Below are 14,592 nucleotides of genomic sequence, written 5' to 3'. Positions count from 1 at the left end.
GGATATTAATTGAAGTATGCCGTATTTTATGCGGCGGCTTGACCAGTTTCCTTATCTTTAGAGAGTATTTTATGTCCAACCAACAGCAACAAAATAGCAGTATGGCAGATGCCTATGTCTTGCCTTTTGAGCAACTCCGCATGACTGATGTTGAGTCAGTGGGTGGCAAGAACGCATCTTTAGGCGAAATGATTTCTCAATTGGCTTCAACTGGTGTGCGAGTGCCGACGGGTTTTGCAACCACCGCATTGGCTTTTAGAGATTTCTTAAAGCATAATAATTTGACTGAACGTATTCAACAGCGTTTAGAAAATCTCAATATTGATGATGTTCGTGCATTGGCTGTGGCTGGTGCAGAAATTCGTAATTGGATTGAAACCGCCCCATTTCAGCCAAAGCTAGATGAAGAGATCCGTAAGGCATTTGCAGTATTGGATGATTCTGGTAAAGGTTCATTTGCAGTACGCTCCTCCGCTACCGCTGAAGACTTGCCTGATGCTTCATTTGCTGGACAACAAGAAACCTTCTTAAACGTTGAAGGCATTGAAGATGTCCTCAAGAAGATTCGTGAAGTATTTGCCTCCTTGTATAACGATCGCGCTATCTCTTATCGTGTTCATAAGGGCTTTGCCCACGCTGAAGTAGCCTTATCGGCAGGTATTCAACGTATGGTGCGCTCCGACTTAGGCGCTGCTGGCGTGATGTTTACTTTGGATACAGAGTCTGGTTTTGAAGACGTTGTCTTTATCACCTCAAGTTACGGCTTAGGCGAGACAGTAGTTCAGGGCGCAGTAAATCCTGATGAGTTTTATGTATTTAAAACCACCTTGGCTCAAGATAAGAAAGCCATCATTCGTCGCTCTTTAGGCTCTAAGTTAATTCAGATGCAGTTTGCACCAAAAGGTTCTACAGAAAAAGTGCAGACTGTCGATGTCAGCCCAGAAAAGCGCAATCGTTTTTCTTTGGAAGACGCAGATATTACTGAGTTGGCAAAATACGCCGTCATTATTGAAAAACACTACGGACGTCCAATGGATATCGAGTGGGGTAAAGATGGACAAGATGGCCGTATTTACATTCTCCAAGCCCGCCCTGAGACAGTGAAGAGTCAGGCTGCTGGCCAAGTTGAGATGCGCTACAAACTCAAGGGTAGTTCTAAGGTTTTAGCTAAGGGCCGTGCGATTGGTCAAAAGATTGGCGCAGGTCCTGTGCGCATCATTCGTGACCCAAGCGAGATGGATCGTGTTCAGCCAGGCGATGTATTGGTAGCGGATATGACAGATCCGAACTGGGAACCCGTGATGAAGCGTGCTTCTGCGATCGTTACCAATCGCGGTGGTCGTACATGTCACGCAGCGATTATTGCGCGTGAGTTAGGTGTTCCTGCAGTCGTAGGTTGCGGGGATGCGACTGAGCATTTGCAAGATGGCATGGTAGTTACTGTTTCATGTGCTGAGGGTGATGAGGGTCATATCTACGATGGCTTGATTGAAACTGAAGTCACCGAAGTTTCCCGTGGCGTCTTGCCAGAAATTCCGGTGAAGATCACGATGAACATTGGTAATCCTCAATTGGCATTTGATTTCTGTCAAATTCCGAATGCAGGTGTTGGCTTGGCACGACTTGAGTTCATCATCAATAACTATATTGGTGTACATCCACGTGCAGTACTAGAGTACCCCAATATTGATCAGGATTTGAAGCGGGCAGTAGAGAGCGTGGCGCGTGGTTATGCAAGCCCACGTCAGTTCTACGAAGATAAATTGGTTGAGGGTGTTGCTACGATTGCCGCTGCTTTCTATCCAAAGCCGGTCATTGTCCGTTTATCAGACTTTAAATCCAACGAATACAAGAAGTTGATCGGCGGATCACGTTATGAGCCGGATGAAGAAAACCCAATGTTAGGTTTCCGCGGAGCATCCCGTTACGTTTCTGAAGATTTCGGTGAAGCGTTTGCGCTGGAGTGTGCAGCAATGAAGCGCGTTCGTGAAGATATGGGACTGGACAACGTTGAGATCATGGTGCCGTTCGTACGCACCATTAATCAAGCCAAACGCGTGATCGATATGATGGAGAAGTTGGGCCTCAAGCGTGGCGTGAATGGTCTACGTCTCATTATGATGTGTGAGATTCCATCCAATGCCATCCTGGCAGATCAATTCCTCGAATATTTTGATGGTTTCTCAATTGGATCTAACGATATGACTCAGTTAACTCTTGGTCTTGATCGTGACTCCGGCATGGAATTATTGGCAATTGACTTTGATGAGCGCGATCCAGCAGTAGAGTTCATGATTGCTCGCTCGATTGATGCTTGCCGCAAGCAAAACAAGTATGTTGGTATTTGCGGCCAAGGCCCTTCAGATCATCCAGACTTTGCGCGTTGGTTGGTGGAGAAGGGTATTACTTCAATCTCTTTAAACCCAGATAGCGTAGTTGCAACCTGGGAGATGCTGGGTAAGAAGTAAGGAAAGCGTCAGCACTACAAAAAGCCTAGATTCGTTCTAGGCTTTTTTCTTTTCTGCAATTTATTTGGCCGGTTTAATGACTTTCACTGCGGCGTAGTGCATTTCATCGAAAGGTAATTTTATGGTTACCAAGCTTATGCTTTTGCAGGGGCTAAATTGAGGGATTTGAAGCAGCTTGATGCTGTATTGCACCATACAAGTGCATAAATGCTTAGATATTAGACCTGAAGCCAGTCTAACCCAGTTTTAAGGGCTTTAAGCGTTTAAATCGCCTCTAGCAATGCGGCCTTTTTGGACTTCCCACTCACGCTCTTTAGTGGCGGCACGCTTGTCATGCTGCTTTTTGCCTCTAGCTAGGCCAATCTCGCATTTCACATTCCCTTTTGAGAAATGCAGGTTGAGCGGCACAAGGGTATAGCCCTTTTGCTCGACCTTGCCAATGAGTTTCCTGATTTCAATCGCATTTAAAAGGAGTTTTCTGGTGCGAGTGCTATCGGGAACAATATGGGTAGAGGCTGAAAGTAGTGGGGTGATATGGCAGCCGATGAGAAACAGTTCCGCCTTGCGAATGACCACATACGCTTCTTTGATGTGCACGCGACCAGCGCGGATGGCTTTGACCTCCCAGCCCTCCAGCACTAGCCCTGCCTCAAAGCGTTCCTCGATAAAATAATCGAAGAAGGCTTTTTTGTTATCGACGATACTCATATTTATTTAGCTTCTCAAGATCGATTATGGCAGACGTCTACAAGACCGTTTTAATTGGCCAATCCGCTGACCGTATGTATGGCTTGGTTACTGATGTAGCACGCTATCCCGAGTTTCTCCCTTGGTGTGGTGGGGTGGAAATTTTTGAGCAAACTGAGACCGTGCTCGACGCCAAAATCAAGATCCATTTCAAAGGAATTAATCAGTATTTTCATACCCGGAACATCAATCATCGTCCGGAAACAATCGATATGGTGTTTGTAGATGGGCCTTTTAAGCATTTTTCAGGTCAATGGAACTTTATTCCCCTCAAGGAGGATGCTTGTAAGGTTGAATTTAAGCTGCATTGGGAATTCAAAAGCGCCATTCTGGATAAGATCATCGGGCCTGTTTTTGGACACATCGCCGGAACCTTTGTGGACTGTTTTGTGAAGCGTGCTGAAGAGCTCTATGAGTAGCCGTTCAATCGATATTCTGCTCTGTGATGCGCGGCAGGGTGAGCCGGTTTTAAGACCATTCCAACTCATGCTGTCAAATGACGAGCCGCCTACGGTGGGGATTGCTTTGATGCAGTCTGGTATCGCAACAGGCCCGAATGACCCAGTTTTGGCAAGGAAAGGTTGTTTTGGGGTCTTTGGTAAACGCAAGGACTGGGATAGCCTAATTTATGCTGGGGATCGTTTAGAGCTTTATTCTGCCTTGTTAATTGACCCTAAGGCGGTTCGACGTAAGAAGGCTAACCAGAACCAAGATGCCAAATTCCAGGCTGCTGCAGCTAAAAGAAAGGCTAGGAGGCTATAATCTGTTTTTGCGACTAGGGGTTTTGCATGCGACTCATTCAAAAAGCACTCACTTTTGACGATGTGCTCCTCGTACCGGCCTATTCTTCGGTACTCCCTCGAGATGCCAGCTTGGCAAGTAAATTAACTCGAGAAATATCACTCAATACACCATTGGTTTCTGCTGCGATGGATACTGTCACTGAAGGTCGCTTAGCAATTGCGATGGCCAGTGAAGGTGGTATTGGCATTATTCATAAAAACCTAAAGCCATCCGAGCAAGCTCGTGAAGTGGCTAAGGTGAAACGTTACGAATCAGGCGTCCTGCGTGACCCGATTACGATTGGTCCTGATATGACTTTGCGTCAAGTCATTCAGTTATCACGTGAACATGGATTCTCTGGATTTCCAGTGCTCACTGGCAAAGAGGTCGTCGGAATCATTACCAACCGCGACTTGCGTTTTGAAGAAGACTTAGATGCACCGGTAAAAACCAAAATGACTCCACGCGAGCGTTTGGTTACTGTGAAAGAGGGTTGTTCTTTAGAAGAAGCTAAGCGCTTGATGAGTCAACATCGCTTGGAGCGCGTCTTAGTTGTCAATGAAAAATTTGAATTGCGCGGCCTCATCACTGTAAAAGATATTCTGAAAGCCACTGAGCATCCGAATGCTTGTAAGGACGGCGAAGGCAAGCTGCGTGTGGGTGCGGCGGTAGGAGTAGGCCCTGACAATGATGAGCGGATCGAGCTCTTAGTGCGTGCTGGTGTTGATGTCATTGTGGTTGATACAGCACATGGTCATAGCCAAGGTGTATTAGATCGCGTTAAATGGGTGAAGAAAAATTATCCTCACGTTCAAGTGATTGGCGGAAATATTGCAACGGGTGATGCTGCGAAAGCATTGGCCGATCATGGCGCCGATGGCGTCAAAGTAGGTATTGGTCCTGGGTCTATTTGCACCACTCGTATTGTTGCGGGTGTTGGCGTTCCCCAAATTACCGCAATTGTGAATGTTGCGACAGCCTTAAAAGGTACTGGCATTCCATTGATTGCTGACGGCGGTGTTCGCTATTCTGGTGATGTTGCGAAAGCATTAGCAGCTGGTGCAAGTTCTGTGATGATGGGTGGTATGTTTGCTGGCACAGAAGAAGCGCCAGGAGAAGTGTTCCTGTACCAAGGGCGTTCATATAAAAGTTATCGTGGCATGGGTTCTTTGGGCGCAATGGCCGATGGATCTGCTGATCGTTATTTCCAAAATGACATCGTTGCTAACGCTGAAAAGCTGGTACCCGAAGGTATTGAAGGTCAGGTCCCATACAAAGGTAGCGTACTGGCGATCTTGCATCAATTAACGGGTGGCATTCGCTCTTCTATGGGATACCTTGGTTGCAAAACAATTGATGAACTCCATGAAAAAGCCAACTTTGTGGAAATCACTTCAGCTGGCGTTCGTGAGTCGCATGTACACGATGTGAAGATCACTAAAGAAGCACCTAATTACCATATTGATTAAGACTTAATTAAGATTGCTTCATTCGTGCACGACAAAATACTGATACTCGACTTTGGTTCGCAAGTAACTCAATTAATTGCTAGACGTGTGCGCGATGCGCGGGTGTACTCAGAGATTCATCCTTATGATTGCGACCCAGAATTCATTCGCAAATTCATTCAAGAGCAGGGTGGTAAAGGCATCATCCTTTCTGGTGGACCTAGCTCCGTAACTGAAGATGGTAGTCCGCGAGCACCACAAATCGTTTTTGAATTAGGCGTTCCCGTTTTAGGTATTTGCTACGGTATGCAAACCATGGCTACCCAATTGGGTGGTGCAGTTGCTTCTGCTGAATCATTGGGTAAGGCTCGTGAATTTGGATATTCAGAAGTTCGAGCGCATGGTCACACCCATCTTCTCAAGGGCATTCAAGACTTTTCTACTAGTGAAGGTCACGGCATTCTGAAGGTGTGGATGAGTCACGGCGATTCGGTGACCACAATGCCTCCTTCATTCAAGTTAATGGCGTCAACTGAATCTTGTCCAATTGCCGGCATGGCTGATGAAGATCGTCGCTTTTATGCCTTTCAATTTCACCCGGAGGTAACGCACACCATTCAAGGGACAGCAATCATTGAGCGTTTTGTCCATGAGATCTGCCAATGTAAGCCAGATTGGGTCATGGGTGATTACATTAGCGAGGCGGTTGAGCATATTCGTAAGCAGGTAGGTAAGGAAGAAGTGATTCTTGGTTTATCTGGCGGCGTTGATTCTAGTGTTGCTGCAGCCTTAATTCATCGTGCTATTGGCGATCAACTCACTTGTGTTTTTGTAGATCACGGCTTACTTCGCTTGAACGAAGGCGATATGGTGATGGAGATGTTTGCGCGAAATCTTGGTGTGAAAGTGATTCGTGTAGATGCAGCACAGACATTTATGTCGAAGTTGGCTGGTATTTCTGATCCAGAAGCTAAGCGCAAAATTATCGGTAAGGAATTCGTAGAAATATTCCAAACTGAATCGGCCAAAATTGAGAATGCCAAATGGCTTGCGCAGGGAACTATTTATCCTGATGTGATTGAGTCTGCTGGTAAAGGCAAAAAAGGGGCTCATACCATCAAGAGTCACCACAATGTGGGTGGCCTACCTGATGATATGCACCTGAAATTGCTTGAACCATTACGTGAACTATTTAAGGATGAGGTGCGTGAACTTGGTGTTGCTTTGGGTTTACCAAGGGAGATGGTTTATCGCCATCCATTCCCAGGCCCTGGTCTAGGTGTCCGCATCTTGGGAGAAGTGAAGGCAGAGTATGCCCATCTACTCCAGCGTGCAGATGCGATCTTTATCGAAGAGTTGCGCAATACGATTGATGAAGTAAGTCAGAAGTCTTGGTATGATCTAACCAGCCAAGCCTTTGCAGTCTTTTTACCAGTCAAGTCAGTAGGTGTCATGGGCGATGGGCGTACCTATGAATATGTCGTAGCACTCAGAGCGGTCCAAACGCAAGACTTCATGACGGCACATTGGGCTCATTTACCTCATGAGTTATTGGGTAGAGTTTCTAATCGCATCATTAATGAGGTGCGTGGCCTCAATCGCGTTGTCTACGACATTAGCGGAAAACCTCCTGCCACTATTGAGTGGGAATGATATTAGGTAATTTTTGCTCTTTTAGATAGCTAGCAATTTTTTCTAGAAGGGTGGAAATATCTTTCTGCACCACTTCAAAATTGCTGCTTGGTTCTCGAGTGATCTCATCCATATAAATTGGTCGCCGAATTTCGATTTGCATGCTGTGTCGATTTTCTTTTGGCTTTCCAATATTGGCTATGAGTTGCATACCCTTATAGGGGTCATTGCGAGCTACAGAGTAACCCATTGATCTTAGATTATTCTCAATCAGATCCATAAATTCAGGTTCACAAGTGGTGCCATCACGATCCCCAAGAACGAAGTCGGCAAGTGGATGCGGAGGATTTTTTATTTGCAATCTTTCATAAGCATTATTTGGCATTGAGTGAAGGTTTAGATGCCAGACGCTGCCAAATTGCTTTACTTTTTCTTCAATAGCATCATTGAGGGCGGCATGATATGGAAGATAGTATTGATCAATTCGATTTCTAACTTCGGCAATACTTAATTGACGGTCATAGATTGGTGTAGTCGCATTAAGATTGCGCCAAATTAATCCAAATCCTAAGCGACTTTTTTCAGTGGGCTGCAAGGGTTCTGGCCATACCTCACCAAGCAATAGTTGATCAATATCATTTAAGGTCCGATTTGGATCAATGTAGGTTCTCGGAAACTTGGCCATTAATAATGACGCGCCTACACTCGGGGTGGCTGACCATAGTTTGTCAACGTGCGTGTCTTCACCAGCTCTCAGTTGTGCATGAGATAAGACATGACCAAAATCATCTGGATACATGGTGCCACTGTGTGGAGAATCACAAACCAAGGGAATTTGGGGGGCTTGTGCTTCAAGAAGAACGTATGGCGTTATGCTGGAGGACATGGGGGTCAGTCAACTTGTATTTTGGCAATCTTGGCGATACGTTGATATCGGTCTATCGCCTGTTGGATCTGAGTTGCAAATTCTGCAGGCGTACCGGGAATTGCTATTGCGCCTGATTCATCTAATTTTTTGATCAGATCAGGATTTTTCATGGCTTGAAGAATGGCTTTGTTGAGTTTTGTGATGACGCTTGGTGGAGTGCCTACAGGAGCCACAATGCCAAACCATCCTCCATTACCCATTTGTGGGTATCCTAATTCTCCATAGGTAGGAACATCAGGGAGTGCTGGCGAACGTTTGTCAGAAAGGACTGCAAGAGCGCGTAAGCGACCAGCTTTAATGTGCGGCAGCGCTGAGGGGAGGTTATCAGTAATCGCATCGACCTGGCCCGCTAAAGCGTCATTCATGGCTGCACCTGCACCTTTGTATGGAACATGCAATAAGCGTATGTTTGCAAGAGCAGCAAAATATTCCACATTAGCGTGACCCAATGAGCCGGTGCCCGGACTAGCGTAGCTGTACTTATTTGGATTGGCTTGGGCTAGCGCAATAAATTGCTGCATATTATTTGCTGCAACTTTGGGATTTACGGCAAATACACTAGGAGTAGTTGCAACATTGGTAATCGGGGCAAAATCTTTTATGGGATCGTACTTTAATTTATTGCCATAGACTGCCGAATTAGCGCCATGGGTACTCATGGTGGCCATTCCAAGGGTGTATCCATCAGGCTTGGACTTTGCTACATACTCCATTCCTACGGAGCCACCTGCACCCGCACGGTTTTCTACGATGATGGATTGACCCAATTCTCGTCCGGCATATTCAGCAATGAGACGGGCAGCTAAATCAGTCGAGCCACCAGGCCCGAATGGAACAATCAACTTGATTGGCTGATCAGGAAATCCTGATTGAGCCGATGCTAAATGACTATTTAGAATAAATAGCGTTGTAATAACGATTTTCAGTGTTCGAAACATATGCATAAGAAATCTCCATTAGTCTGGAATGGGAAAGCTTTGTGTAGCTGTTTTATAGCATTAATATTGAATAATGAAGCGGTTTTTCAAACTAGAAGGCCTCATTATTGACCTTATAGCTATTAAACTCCTAGTATGGCCTTTACCCCTTTAATGAATATCAGTGAACTACGCCAAGCCTCTCTCGAAATACTGGCTCTGACTGATCCCCAGTCTAAGGTCAGTGACCTCAATCAATTGTTTGATCAATACCATGCTAATCAAGTCAGCTTGAATGTTGATGCCTTAATAGATGCTAGTGCGATTTGTATTCCTGGGCGACCAATCAAACCCGAATTGGTGCCACCCTTAGAAGTGCCTAAGCGGGCAATGAATACCGATCAAGGTCGAGCTTCCTTATTACATTCTTTAGCTCATATTGAATTTAATGCGATGAATTTGGCCTTAGATGCCATCTGGCGCTTTCAGGGAATGCCAAAAGCCTACTATGAGGATTGGCTTAAGGTCGCCAAAGAAGAGGCATTTCACTTTAGCTTGCTAGATGGTTATTTAAAGCAATTAGGCTATACCTATGGTGATTTTCTTGCGCATAATAGTTTATGGGAGATGGTTGAGAGAACGACGGATGCAGTCATTGCGCGTATGGCACTTGTCCCCAGAACAATGGAGGCTAGGGGCTTAGATGCAGTGCCGATGATTCGTAATCGGTTTCAGCAAATCAAAGATGTAAGAGCAGTAGAGATTCTGGAAATTATTCTTCAGGACGAAATAGGGCACGTTTTGATTGGGAATAAATGGTTTAATTTCTTATGTGAGCAAGAAGGCCTCTCTGCCATTTCAAGTTATAAAGAATTAGCTAGAAAATATCGTGCACCTATTTTAAAAGGCCCCTTTAATTTAGAAGGAAGAAGGCAAGCTGGCTTTACAAGTGAAGAGCTCAGTCTCCTAGGAGCTGACTAAAGTAGTACTTTCTGAAAACCAACCGGAGATGATGATATGAACGTATCCCGCAGAACATTTATTGCAGCAAGCGCTTTGACGCCAGTAGCTTGTGGTGTCCCCCTAGGCTATGAAAGAGGCACTCCAGTTGCTCAACCTCAGCCCATTCCAACAGTACGCCCACCAAAAGTGGGGCAAGAGTGGACTTATGTCCAGCGCAACGTCTTTGATGGAAAAACTGTAGGTCTGATTACTGAGCGTGTAGCTAGCGTAGGTTCAAGCATTGTGATTGAGCGAACCGATGAGAGTGGCGGAAGATTTTCTAATGAAGTGCAAGGCCCCTGGGGAGTGGTGATCACTGATCCTCATTGGTCACGGACGATGACATTTAATCCGCCTATTCCTCTTTGGCCTCAGGAGCTTACCGCTAGTTGGTCAAAACAATTTATGACTAAATACACTCTAGCTGGTTATCCAGATTCCTCCTATCAATGGCAGGAATATATGGGTGCGCATGGTTGGGAACAAATCAATGTGCCTGCTGGATCTTTTTTAACTTTGCGTTATCAAAACCTCATTAATTATCAAAGTGATGATGGTAATAAAGTGAATTGCATTCGGAAAGAAATCATTTGGTTCGCGCCGAGTATTGGACGCTGGGTGGCAAGAGAGTCTTCTGGTTCTTACATGATCCAGGGTGTACTTGGCGTACCTAGTTTGGAAGATAGTTATCACTGGCAATTAACTTCCTATAAGTAACTGATGCTCCGCGTATTCCTTTGCTGTGTTTTTTCTCTTTCACTGCTTGGGTGTATTGCTTCTCAACCCTATCCCACTACAACACCCTTAGCGACGCCCTTAAATGCGCCGAGCATGCGCCCCCCACAGGTGGGGCAGCAATGGGTTTATCAAATTCGTAATGTTTTCAATCAAGAAATTGTGGATGTAGTTACTGAGACGGTAGTTGCAATAAGTCCACAAGTTCGTATTGAGCGGATTGGTAAAAAGTTGGGACCCTTGCCTGAGGAGATTCAAGAGCCTTGGGGTTATGTTATACAGGATCCCCAATGGAGGCCCGCACAACGTTTCCAGCAAGCCTTGCCTTTATGGCCTGAAAAGCTCATTCCAGGCTGGTCTGACTTTTACCGTACTCGTTACCAAGTTCCCGAGTATCCAAATGCAAGTTACTACTGGGGTTTATCGATCAAAGCGCTTGGATGGGAGAGTATTTCGGTACCAGCTGGTCAGTTCAAAGTATTCAAATACCATAGTGAAAATCCTTATTTCGAGAGTAACGATGTATTTAGGGTGGGCAATTATCGAGAAGAGGATGTCTGGTTAGCCCCTGAAATAGGGCGCTGGGTCGTCCGGAGATCATTTGGGCGCTACATTACCTTAGGCGTTTCCTGGTCTAACGCATATTGGGATGACTATCTTGAGTGGGAACTAATCTCCTGGAAGTAAATGGAGCAGTGGTAATGCGCTTAAAATATGGGCACTACCATGTACACCGTTAAAGAACTTTTCCCTACACTTCAAGGCGAAGGTGCGCACACCGGAAGGGCTGCAATCTTTTGCCGCTTTGCGGGCTGTAATTTATGGAGTGGCAGAGAAGAAGATCGCGCTAGCGCTGTTTGTCAATTTTGCGATACGGATTTTGTTGGGAGCGACGGTCATGGTGGAGGGAAGTTTGAGCAGGCGGCAGATCTCGCTAATGCAATAGAACTGGCTTGGAAAAGCACCTCAGCAGGCCCGCAGCAACGATATGTTGTATTTACCGGAGGGGAGCCACTACTTCAATTGGATGCTCCTTTAATTGATGCACTTCATCAAAAGGGATTTGAAGTCGCGATTGAAACGAATGGCACGATCAAGATTCCAAAGGGCGTTGATTGGGTCTGCGTCAGCCCTAAGGCTGGTTCTGAATTAATCGTGCTGCAAGCAGACGAGCTAAAGCTTGTCATTCCACAAGCAAATCATCACGCCTTAGAGAGTTTGTTAGCTCGTTTTGAAAAAATGGATTACCGCCATCGCTATTTGCAGCCAATGGATGGGCTTGACCTGAAGAAAAATACTGAATTAGCAGTTGGCTTATGTCAAAAGCGGCCACTGTGGAGATTGAGTCTCCAATCCCATAAACTGATCGGAATTCGATAATTTGGCGTAAGCCAGAAATACTATTTAAGCCAGCATGACTACCAATTCACCAGTAATCTCTATTACCCGCCGTCTCGAATTTGATTCAGGACACCGTATTCCAAATCATGGCGGTCAATGTCGTCATTTACATGGTCATCGTTATGCTATCGAGGTAACTTTAACTGGGGAGGTAGCTGATCATCCAGGTAAGGCTGATGATGGCATGGTGCTCGACTTTGGAGATATCAAGCGTTTAACTAATCAGCATATCGTTGAACTATGGGATCACGCTTTTTTAGTAGCCAAAGAAGATGAAGGCTTGGTTGCCTTCTTGGCTTCAATTCCCAATCACAAAACAGTCATCATGGATCACGTGCCTACTGTAGAAAATTTGGCAAATACGGCCTTTGCTATTTTGCAGCCCGTCTTTAATCAAGCTTTTGGTGGACATCTTGAGTTGAGTTCGCTCCGCTTATATGAAACCCCCAATTGTTGGGCGGATGTGAGTCGCTAAGACATCATGCAAGCTGAGCTTGATCGCCAATTTATGCAGCAAGCTATAGAGCAAGCGCAATTAGCTGCACTTGCAGGCGAGGTTCCTGTTGGTGCCGTACTTGTACGTGACGGCCAGGTGATTTCTAAAGCATTTAATCAGCCCATCACCCATCATGATCCTAGCGCTCATGCTGAAATGCTTGCCTTGAGACAGGCTGCGCTTGCAGAGCAAAATTATCGCTTACCTGGTAGCACTTTATATGTCACTCTTGAACCCTGTACCATGTGCGCGGGCGCCATCTTGCATGCCAGAGTGGATAGGGTGGTGTATGGCGCACCTGATCCTAAAACGGGAGCGGCAGGCAGTGTAACGGATGTATTTTCCTCTAAGCAAATTAATCACCAAACCAGCGTCGAGGGTGGCATCATGGGTGAAGAGTGTGGTCAATTGCTCAGATCTTTCTTTAAGGAGCGACGTTGAAAGCGATTCATTTGATTGCTCCCTCAGGAGCTAGCCTCGATGTGAAGAGTCCTTTAGCCGGTATGGAATGGCTCAAGTCGCAGGGTATTCAAATTGAAAATGCTGCTTGTGTTGAGCGGATTTCTGAGCGTTTTGCAGGTAGTGATCAAGAGCGTTTAGCAGAGCTGAATCAACTTGCCCAGATAGCACCACAAAAACTCGTCATGGCGATGCGCGGTGGTTACGGTATTCATCGTCTTTTGCCCGATATTGAATGGGCAGCTATTGCAAAAGCCATACAGGGCGGTTTACAAATTTGCGGCCATAGTGATTTCACAGCATTCGAAATGGGATTATTGGCCAAGACAGGTGCAATAACGCTCTCAGGCCCTATGCTCAATTATGACTTTGGCCGTGCTCAGGATGATGGTCAAGCAATTACGCCAGACAAATTCATGTGGCAGCATTTTCTGAGAGCAATTGACGAACGAAAATTAGATTGTGAAGTTACTGCATCCCAATCCTTTCTGGGGAATGCAGCCTCTAACACCTTGTCTGGAATGCTGTGGGGTGGTAATTTAACGGTCCTAGCATGCTTGATAGGTGGAGCCTATATGCCTAGTTCAGCCCAAACGCAGGGTGGAATTCTATTTTTAGAAGATGTGAATGAGCACCCATATCGTATTGAAAGAATGTTGATGCAATTATTAGACGCAGGTATTTTGGCAAATCAAGGTGCCATTTTGTTAGGCGGCTTTTCAGCCTATCGTCTATACGACAATGATCGTGGCTACTCCTTACAAAGTGCCATAGAGGCGATTCGTAAGCGTTTACCAAAGTCTGTTCCCATTTTGACGGGTTTACCTTTTGGGCATCAAGCAGATAAATTAACCTTGCCAGTTGGAGTTACAGCTAATCTGAGCTATAGCCCTGAAAGTTTTACGCTTCAAGCACAGTGGTAAATATTCTTGCGAGACAAAATATGATCAAGCGCCTTGTTTTCTCATTTCTTTTTCTTGCGCAACTATTTGCAGGAGCGGCGATGGCTATCGAAGAACCCAAGTATTCTGTTATTGAAAAAACAGAACCATTTGAATTGAGGCAATATGCCCCTATGATTCTGGCTGAAGTAAAGGTGGATGGCGATCTGGATGATGCGTCAAGCCAAGGATTTCGACTCATTGCTGCTTATATTTTTGGGCAAAACCAAGTGAGCGAAAAGATTGCAATGACTACTCCTGTTGCAATCGAGGAGCAGGGGGTTAAAAGCGCCAAGATCGCAATGACAACACCCGTAAACATTGAATCCAATGGCAGTCAGTGGACCGTGTCGTTTGTAATGCCTTCCGAATACACACTAGAAACCCTACCAAAGCCTTTAAATTCAAAAGTACAGATAAGGCAAATACCAGCCGTAAAGAGAGCAGTCATTCAGTTTTCTGGTTTTTATAACCCACAGAAGGTCGCCGATAAGACGCTTGAGCTCGAGCAATGGATGAAAACTAAAAACCTTCAAGGTGTTGGAGTACCAAAGTTTGCGCGTTATAACCCGCCCTGGACTTTACCGTTTATGCGGCGAAATGAAATTATGATGGATGTTGCAAACTGAAAGCTA

Annotated in this window: 16 protein-coding genes; 13 read left to right on the top strand and 3 right to left on the bottom strand. The window is 45.5% G+C overall.

Annotated features, from left to right (window positions below):
* Positions 1 to 71: 71 nt before the first annotated feature.
* Positions 72 to 2,468, top strand: coding sequence for a phosphoenolpyruvate synthase (ppsA, locus tag ICN41_RS01275; protein WP_255537838.1), 2,397 nt, complete (start codon positions 72 to 74; stop codon positions 2,466 to 2,468).
* 255 nt (positions 2,469 to 2,723) lie between these two features.
* On the opposite strand, the gene smpB is transcribed toward ppsA, so the two are convergent.
* Positions 2,724 to 3,176 (bottom strand): SsrA-binding protein SmpB, encoded by a 453-nt coding sequence (gene smpB / locus ICN41_RS01270; RefSeq protein ID WP_114638281.1) that lies wholly within the window; start codon positions 3,174 to 3,176, stop codon positions 2,724 to 2,726.
* Between the two features lie 26 nt (positions 3,177 to 3,202).
* Here smpB and ICN41_RS01265 point away from each other — a divergent pair, with 26 nt between their 5' ends.
* The 4 genes from ICN41_RS01265 to guaA are packed head-to-tail and all read left to right on the top strand — an operon-like array spanning position 3,203 to position 7,099.
* Entirely contained in the window at positions 3,203 to 3,634 is a 432-nt protein-coding gene (locus ICN41_RS01265) for a type II toxin-antitoxin system RatA family toxin (protein WP_216290999.1), read from the top strand.
* Positions 3,627 to 3,977 (top strand): RnfH family protein, encoded by a 351-nt coding sequence (locus ICN41_RS01260; RefSeq protein ID WP_216290998.1) that lies wholly within the window; start codon positions 3,627 to 3,629, stop codon positions 3,975 to 3,977. Before ICN41_RS01265 ends, ICN41_RS01260 begins: the two co-directional genes overlap by 8 nt.
* 26 nt (positions 3,978 to 4,003) lie before the next feature.
* A complete protein-coding gene (gene guaB / locus ICN41_RS01255; RefSeq protein ID WP_216290997.1) occupies positions 4,004 to 5,467 on the top strand; it encodes an IMP dehydrogenase in 1,464 nt (487 codons plus the stop codon).
* Between the two features lie 24 nt (positions 5,468 to 5,491).
* Complete coding sequence (gene guaA, locus ICN41_RS01250) at positions 5,492 to 7,099, top strand: glutamine-hydrolyzing GMP synthase (protein WP_216290996.1); 1,608 nt, start codon at positions 5,492 to 5,494, stop codon at positions 7,097 to 7,099.
* Here guaA and ICN41_RS01245 read toward each other — a convergent pair.
* Positions 7,083 to 7,964: an N-formylglutamate amidohydrolase gene (locus ICN41_RS01245; protein WP_216290995.1), complete on the bottom strand. Its 882-nt coding sequence runs from the start codon at positions 7,962 to 7,964 to the stop codon at positions 7,083 to 7,085. The two genes, guaA and ICN41_RS01245, sit on opposite strands and share 17 nt — an antisense overlap.
* Positions 7,965 to 7,969: 5 nt before the next feature.
* Positions 7,970 to 8,944: a Bug family tripartite tricarboxylate transporter substrate binding protein gene (locus ICN41_RS01240; RefSeq protein ID WP_370629087.1), complete on the bottom strand. Its 975-nt coding sequence runs from the start codon at positions 8,942 to 8,944 to the stop codon at positions 7,970 to 7,972.
* Between the two features lie 135 nt (positions 8,945 to 9,079).
* On the opposite strand from ICN41_RS01240, the gene ICN41_RS01235 reads away from it, so the two are divergent.
* The 8 genes from ICN41_RS01235 to ICN41_RS01200 all read left to right on the top strand — a co-directional run bounded on the left by ICN41_RS01235 (position 9,080) and on the right by ICN41_RS01200 (position 14,586).
* Positions 9,080 to 9,904, top strand: a complete 825-nt coding sequence (locus ICN41_RS01235) for a ferritin-like domain-containing protein (protein WP_216290993.1) — start codon at positions 9,080 to 9,082, stop codon at positions 9,902 to 9,904.
* A 36-nt stretch (positions 9,905 to 9,940) separates the two neighbouring features.
* Positions 9,941 to 10,642: a hypothetical protein gene (locus ICN41_RS01230; protein WP_216290992.1), complete on the top strand. Its 702-nt coding sequence runs from the start codon at positions 9,941 to 9,943 to the stop codon at positions 10,640 to 10,642.
* A 114-nt stretch (positions 10,643 to 10,756) separates the two neighbouring features.
* On the top strand, positions 10,757 to 11,347 hold the full coding sequence (locus tag ICN41_RS01225; protein WP_255537837.1) for a hypothetical protein: 591 nt from the start codon (positions 10,757 to 10,759) through the stop codon (positions 11,345 to 11,347).
* A 39-nt stretch (positions 11,348 to 11,386) separates the two neighbouring features.
* Positions 11,387 to 12,040, top strand: a complete 654-nt coding sequence (queE, locus tag ICN41_RS01220; RefSeq protein WP_216290990.1) for a 7-carboxy-7-deazaguanine synthase — start codon at positions 11,387 to 11,389, stop codon at positions 12,038 to 12,040.
* Positions 12,041 to 12,074: 34 nt separating this feature from the next.
* Positions 12,075 to 12,536: a 6-carboxytetrahydropterin synthase QueD gene (gene queD, locus ICN41_RS01215; RefSeq protein ID WP_216290989.1), complete on the top strand. Its 462-nt coding sequence runs from the start codon at positions 12,075 to 12,077 to the stop codon at positions 12,534 to 12,536.
* 6 nt (positions 12,537 to 12,542) lie between these two features.
* Positions 12,543 to 12,998 (top strand): tRNA adenosine(34) deaminase TadA, encoded by a 456-nt coding sequence (gene tadA / locus ICN41_RS01210; protein ID WP_216290988.1) that lies wholly within the window; start codon positions 12,543 to 12,545, stop codon positions 12,996 to 12,998.
* Positions 12,995 to 13,939 carry an LD-carboxypeptidase gene (locus ICN41_RS01205; RefSeq protein ID WP_216290987.1) on the top strand — a complete coding sequence of 315 codons (945 nt, stop codon included), beginning with the start codon at positions 12,995 to 12,997 and terminating at the stop codon, positions 13,937 to 13,939. The genes tadA and ICN41_RS01205 overlap by 4 nt, the downstream gene beginning before the upstream one ends.
* A 20-nt stretch (positions 13,940 to 13,959) precedes the next feature.
* Positions 13,960 to 14,586, top strand: coding sequence for a heme-binding protein (locus ICN41_RS01200; RefSeq protein ID WP_255537836.1), 627 nt, complete (start codon positions 13,960 to 13,962; stop codon positions 14,584 to 14,586).
* The last annotated feature ends 6 nt before the right edge of the window (positions 14,587 to 14,592 follow it).

This window comes from Polynucleobacter sp. 15G-AUS-farblos (assembly GCF_018882445.1).
Taxonomy (GTDB): domain Bacteria; phylum Pseudomonadota; class Gammaproteobacteria; order Burkholderiales; family Burkholderiaceae; genus Polynucleobacter.
This window is presented reverse-complemented; position numbering and strand designations above follow the sequence as displayed.